Annotated in this window: 6 protein-coding genes and 1 pseudogene; 5 read left to right on the top strand and 2 right to left on the bottom strand. The window is 37.3% G+C overall.

Going from position 1 to position 4,028, the window contains the following annotated elements:
- From LC574_RS29820 to LC574_RS29805, 5 genes and pseudogenes are all read left to right on the top strand, one after another.
- The coding region (locus LC574_RS29820; protein WP_229457224.1) for a DUF29 domain-containing protein at positions 1-362 on the top strand (362 nt) is incomplete at its 5' end.
- A 140-nt stretch (positions 363-502) separates the two neighbouring features.
- Entirely contained in the window at positions 503-637 is a 135-nt protein-coding gene (locus LC574_RS38305) for a hypothetical protein (RefSeq protein WP_267871715.1), read from the top strand.
- Positions 638-640: 3 nt separating this feature from the next.
- A pseudogene (locus LC574_RS29815) lies at positions 641-844 on the top strand (DUF433 domain-containing protein); the annotation flags it as partial.
- 277 nt (positions 845-1,121) lie between these two features.
- Entirely contained in the window at positions 1,122-1,400 is a 279-nt protein-coding gene (locus LC574_RS29810; protein WP_229457223.1) for a hypothetical protein, read from the top strand.
- Complete coding sequence (locus tag LC574_RS29805) at positions 1,397-1,846, top strand: PIN domain-containing protein (protein ID WP_229457222.1); 450 nt, start codon at positions 1,397-1,399, stop codon at positions 1,844-1,846. The genes LC574_RS29810 and LC574_RS29805 overlap by 4 nt, the downstream gene beginning before the upstream one ends.
- Before the next feature lie 150 nt (positions 1,847-1,996).
- Here LC574_RS29805 and LC574_RS29800 read toward each other — a convergent pair whose 3' ends face one another.
- The gene (locus LC574_RS29800; RefSeq protein ID WP_229457221.1) at positions 1,997-2,575 is read right to left on the bottom strand and encodes a GTPase; all 579 of its coding nucleotides are present in this window, start codon (positions 2,573-2,575) and stop codon (positions 1,997-1,999) included.
- Positions 2,568-3,734: a GTPase gene (locus tag LC574_RS29795; protein WP_229457220.1), complete on the bottom strand. Its 1,167-nt coding sequence runs from the start codon at positions 3,732-3,734 to the stop codon at positions 2,568-2,570. The genes LC574_RS29800 and LC574_RS29795 overlap by 8 nt, the downstream gene beginning before the upstream one ends.
- Positions 3,735-4,028 lie beyond the last annotated feature (294 nt).

Below are 4,028 nucleotides of genomic sequence, written 5' to 3'. Positions count from 1 at the left end.
AGTTTTTAGAATTAGAGTTAGAAAATTTAATTGAAGAAATTGAAAGTATGGGAAGAAGCGATAAAAATGCTTTAAGGAGTAATCTTAGAGTGCTTTTAATGCACCTTCTCAAATATAAATTTCAACCCCAGAACCGATCCAATAGCTGGTTATATACAATCTATGAACATCGTCAAAGGTTACAAGAAGCATTTGTCGATAGTCCGAGCTTAAAATACTATTACACGGAAGTTTTTGACAGTTGTTACCAACATGCTCGAAAAGAAGCATCTATTGAAACAGGACTTCCTCTGTCTATTTTTCCTAAAGACTATCCTTTTTCTGTTGATGAAACCTTAGATTCTGACTTTTTTCCAAATTAATCATAATCGCAGAGTAGAGATTTTTCAGGTGATGCCAACTCTTGGAGACGCTACGCGTAGATCCCCGTAGGGGTACGGCGGGCAACCTTGGAGAGGCTATGCCAACGCCTACGCTTTTTTAACGTAGACGCTGCATCGGCTTGCCGCAGGCTACCACAGAGGCGCAGAGTAAAAAGAGAGCGATCGCAGAGTTTTGGAACTGCCTAGCCTACTGTAGTTATCGCCTCTATGCTCAAGCAATTTATGAGAAACTAGAAGATATTACAAAAAAATAATTTATGTTCGGTCTGGAAAGAATTACATTTAATCCTCACATTATGGCGGGACAAGCGTGCATTCGCGGGATGCGGATTCCAGTTTCATTGGTGGTTAATTTGGTAGCTAATGGCAAACCTGTAGAGGAGATTTTAGAAGAATATCCTGATTTAGAGCCAGAGGATATTCGTCAATCTTTACTTTACGCAGCTTGGTTAACTCAAGAAACTTATATGCAAATCAAAGAAATTTTCCAAGCACTTCCAAGTTTGAGCATAAGCGATCGCCTGAAGATAGCTGAATCAGCCCTGCAATTGGTTCTTCAAGAAAAACACTCACTTACCAAAGATGAGCAAAAACGCCAAGTAACACTAGCCGCAATCACAGCTATTAGAAATTATGCACCTGGTAGTGAATTAAATATATTCTCAGACTTAGAGGGAGAAGACTTTTGCGATGATCCAGACGAAGACTTCTATAACTCAGGGAATTAGGAAACAACAAATGACTATACAGCTACAATTGAAACCAGAAATAGAGGCTCGTCTCATTGCTGAAGCTGCTGCACAAGGTTTATCGGTAGAAGCTTATCTTGCATCTCTGATTGAAAACAGTTTAACCAGCCATGAAGAAAGTTTTTTTTATCAAGTACCAACTCAGGAAGAATGGGAAGCTATATTAACAGATTTAATAAATAGTCCTGCTTTTTCTTTAGCACCAGCACTTTCAGATGAAGCAATTAGTCGAGAGAGTATTTACACCAGAGAAGATGAAATGTTATGAGCTATTTGGTGGATACTAATATTTTGCTGCGTTTGGTGCAGAAGAATAGCCCAATGCACTTTGATACTCAAAGAGCTATCTTGATGCTTAAGAGACAAGGGGAATTATTATATATAATTCCACAGAATCTCATTGAGTTTTGGGCTGTTGCTACAAGACCAATTAATAGTAATGGTTTAGGTTTATCCACGGCTCAAGCAGTAGAAGAAACTGATAAACTCAAGAAGATATTTATACTACACCTTGATACACGTGCGATTTTTGGTGAGTGGGAATCTCTAATTGTTAAATACCAAGTCATGGGAAAAAAGGTGCATGATGCACGTTTAGTTGCGGCGATGATAACACACCAGATTACACATCTACTTACATTTAATATTGATGACTTTAAACGTTTTTCTGCAATTGTAGTTGTTGATCCGCGCAGTGTTACACCGCAGTCTTAATTATATTGCCAAAGCGATCGCACAATGAAAATTTTGCAGGCGATCGCATAGTGGAGTTTTAGAAGTGCGATCGCTTTTTTATCTCACGCATAGGCGCAGAGTCAGGAGAGAGCGATCGCACTGTGGAGATTTTACAGGCGATCGCTCTTTTTAAAGCTCCGCCAAGGACGTTATTGGCGTACTTTTTGAAGACCAGTTTTTTGAATTATTATCAACTCTTAATTTTACCTTAAATCCTTGAAAGGGTGGATCAAGATTATATTCTGATGTAATAGCTTTGACAAATTCTTCAATTTGTAATTTTCTGGTTTTTGAAACTATATCACGATTTTCATTAGGAACTGATGCTGCAAAAGTGAAAACTAGCCAAGCTTTATTCCAAATAAATGATCCTAATCTTTCTGTCAACAAGCTTATTGTTCTTTTTTCTTCTGGACGGAATCTTGTTTCATCTAAGCGGGAAACATAAATTAATGTATCGATTGTATTCAAATCAACACTATTAATAATCAAATCTAAATATTTTTTGTCGCACTCTATATCATCTTCTGCTAATCCAGGCGTATCAATCAAGCAAGTATCACCTAAATGGCTAATATGATCATAATGCCTAATTATTTTAGTACAAGCTTCATATTTTGATGTTTCAGCAATAGATTTGCCAACAACTGAGTTAATGAAACTTGATTTTCCAACCCCAGTACGTCCAACAATCAGAAAGTTACGCATTTCTACGATCTAACTCTAGCCACAGACCTACTACAGTACCCAGTAAACCGCCAACTATTGCTCCTCCAGGACCAAGAAATAGACCAACAACTGTTCCACCAGAAGCCATTCCTCCAATAAGACCTTTATTAATCTTCTTTTTAACTTCTGCTTTTTGATTTTCATCTAACTGAATTCGTGCTTCACCTGAAGAAGAAAATAAACTGTCTTTCATTGCTGCTGCGAATGCTATTAAACCAGATTCAGATGCTCTGACAAATACTTTTGTGAAGAATTCTCCCAGCCATTTTTTGCCATCTGGCGTTATTTTACTTCGGTTATCTACAGCTATAGATGGAATCTGATGAGCTATATCTTCTCCTACATACTGAGCTATTTCTTTGCGGATTAATTCTGTTCTTATCTTTAAAGTTTCTTCATATTCTGAGGAAGGAACAGAATTAGCAAATGTAAAAACAATTACGGAGCATTCCCAGGCTTTCTTACCAAACTCTTTTGAAAGACGCTTAATAACTCGTTTTTCATCACTAGTCACTCTAGTATCATCTAGCTTACTTACAAACCACATTGAAACCATTTTTTGGATTTTTGGTTTCATTAAATTTAAGTATTTTTTGTCATTACCAGCTTCTTCTAAATCATCACAGAGACCAGGAGTATCTACTATGATGAAATTTATGCCATTTAATTCATGTTCATAAGTTTCTAACGAATTTGTAGTAGGTTCATATTTACCAACTTTAGCAACTTCACAATCTAATAGAGAATTAACGGTGCTAGACTTTCCAACTCCCGTGCGACCTGTTAAAACAAAGATAATTTGTTTATCAATTACTCTTTTGACCTTTTGTTTTAACTCGTTGCTAATAAATGGTAAATTATCAATCTCCTGACAAAGTTTTTCTACAGGTTCCTTCTCACTGCGAATCTCATATATACGCATCATGACAAGATCAATACCAAACTGGGCAAGGAGTTCCCCCAGTTTTCCAACTGCTAATAAAGCCCCAATCCCTCCAAGCATACCAACTGGGCCACCAAGAATTGCTAAAGCTGATGTGATAGCAGGTGCACCAGTTAGTCCTGTAGTAGCCATCACAATCAGAAGTATTACACCTGGTAATCCTAAAGCAGCTACTGTTCTAATAACTTTATCCATAAAGCTAAGTATATGAAAATTCAGTTCTTAGTATAATCTTATATTTATTTTCGTTGCCACTATTTAAGTATCATCACTTAGGAGGTTAAAGAAATTAAAGATTTAAAAAAAACTTGCCTTGGGAATATCACACCCCAAGGCAAGCCAACTCTCTAAATCTTCTCTTGGCGCACTTGGCGTCTTGGCGGTTCGATCCCCAAATCCATGAAACACCAAACAACCTCCCCTTGGACATTCATTCCCACCCTATATTTCACCTCCGGCATACCTTACATCATCATCAACACAGTTTCC

The organism is Nostoc sp. CHAB 5715 (assembly GCF_020829685.1).
Lineage (GTDB): Bacteria > Cyanobacteriota > Cyanobacteriia > Cyanobacteriales > Nostocaceae > Nostoc.
This window is presented reverse-complemented; position numbering and strand designations above follow the sequence as displayed.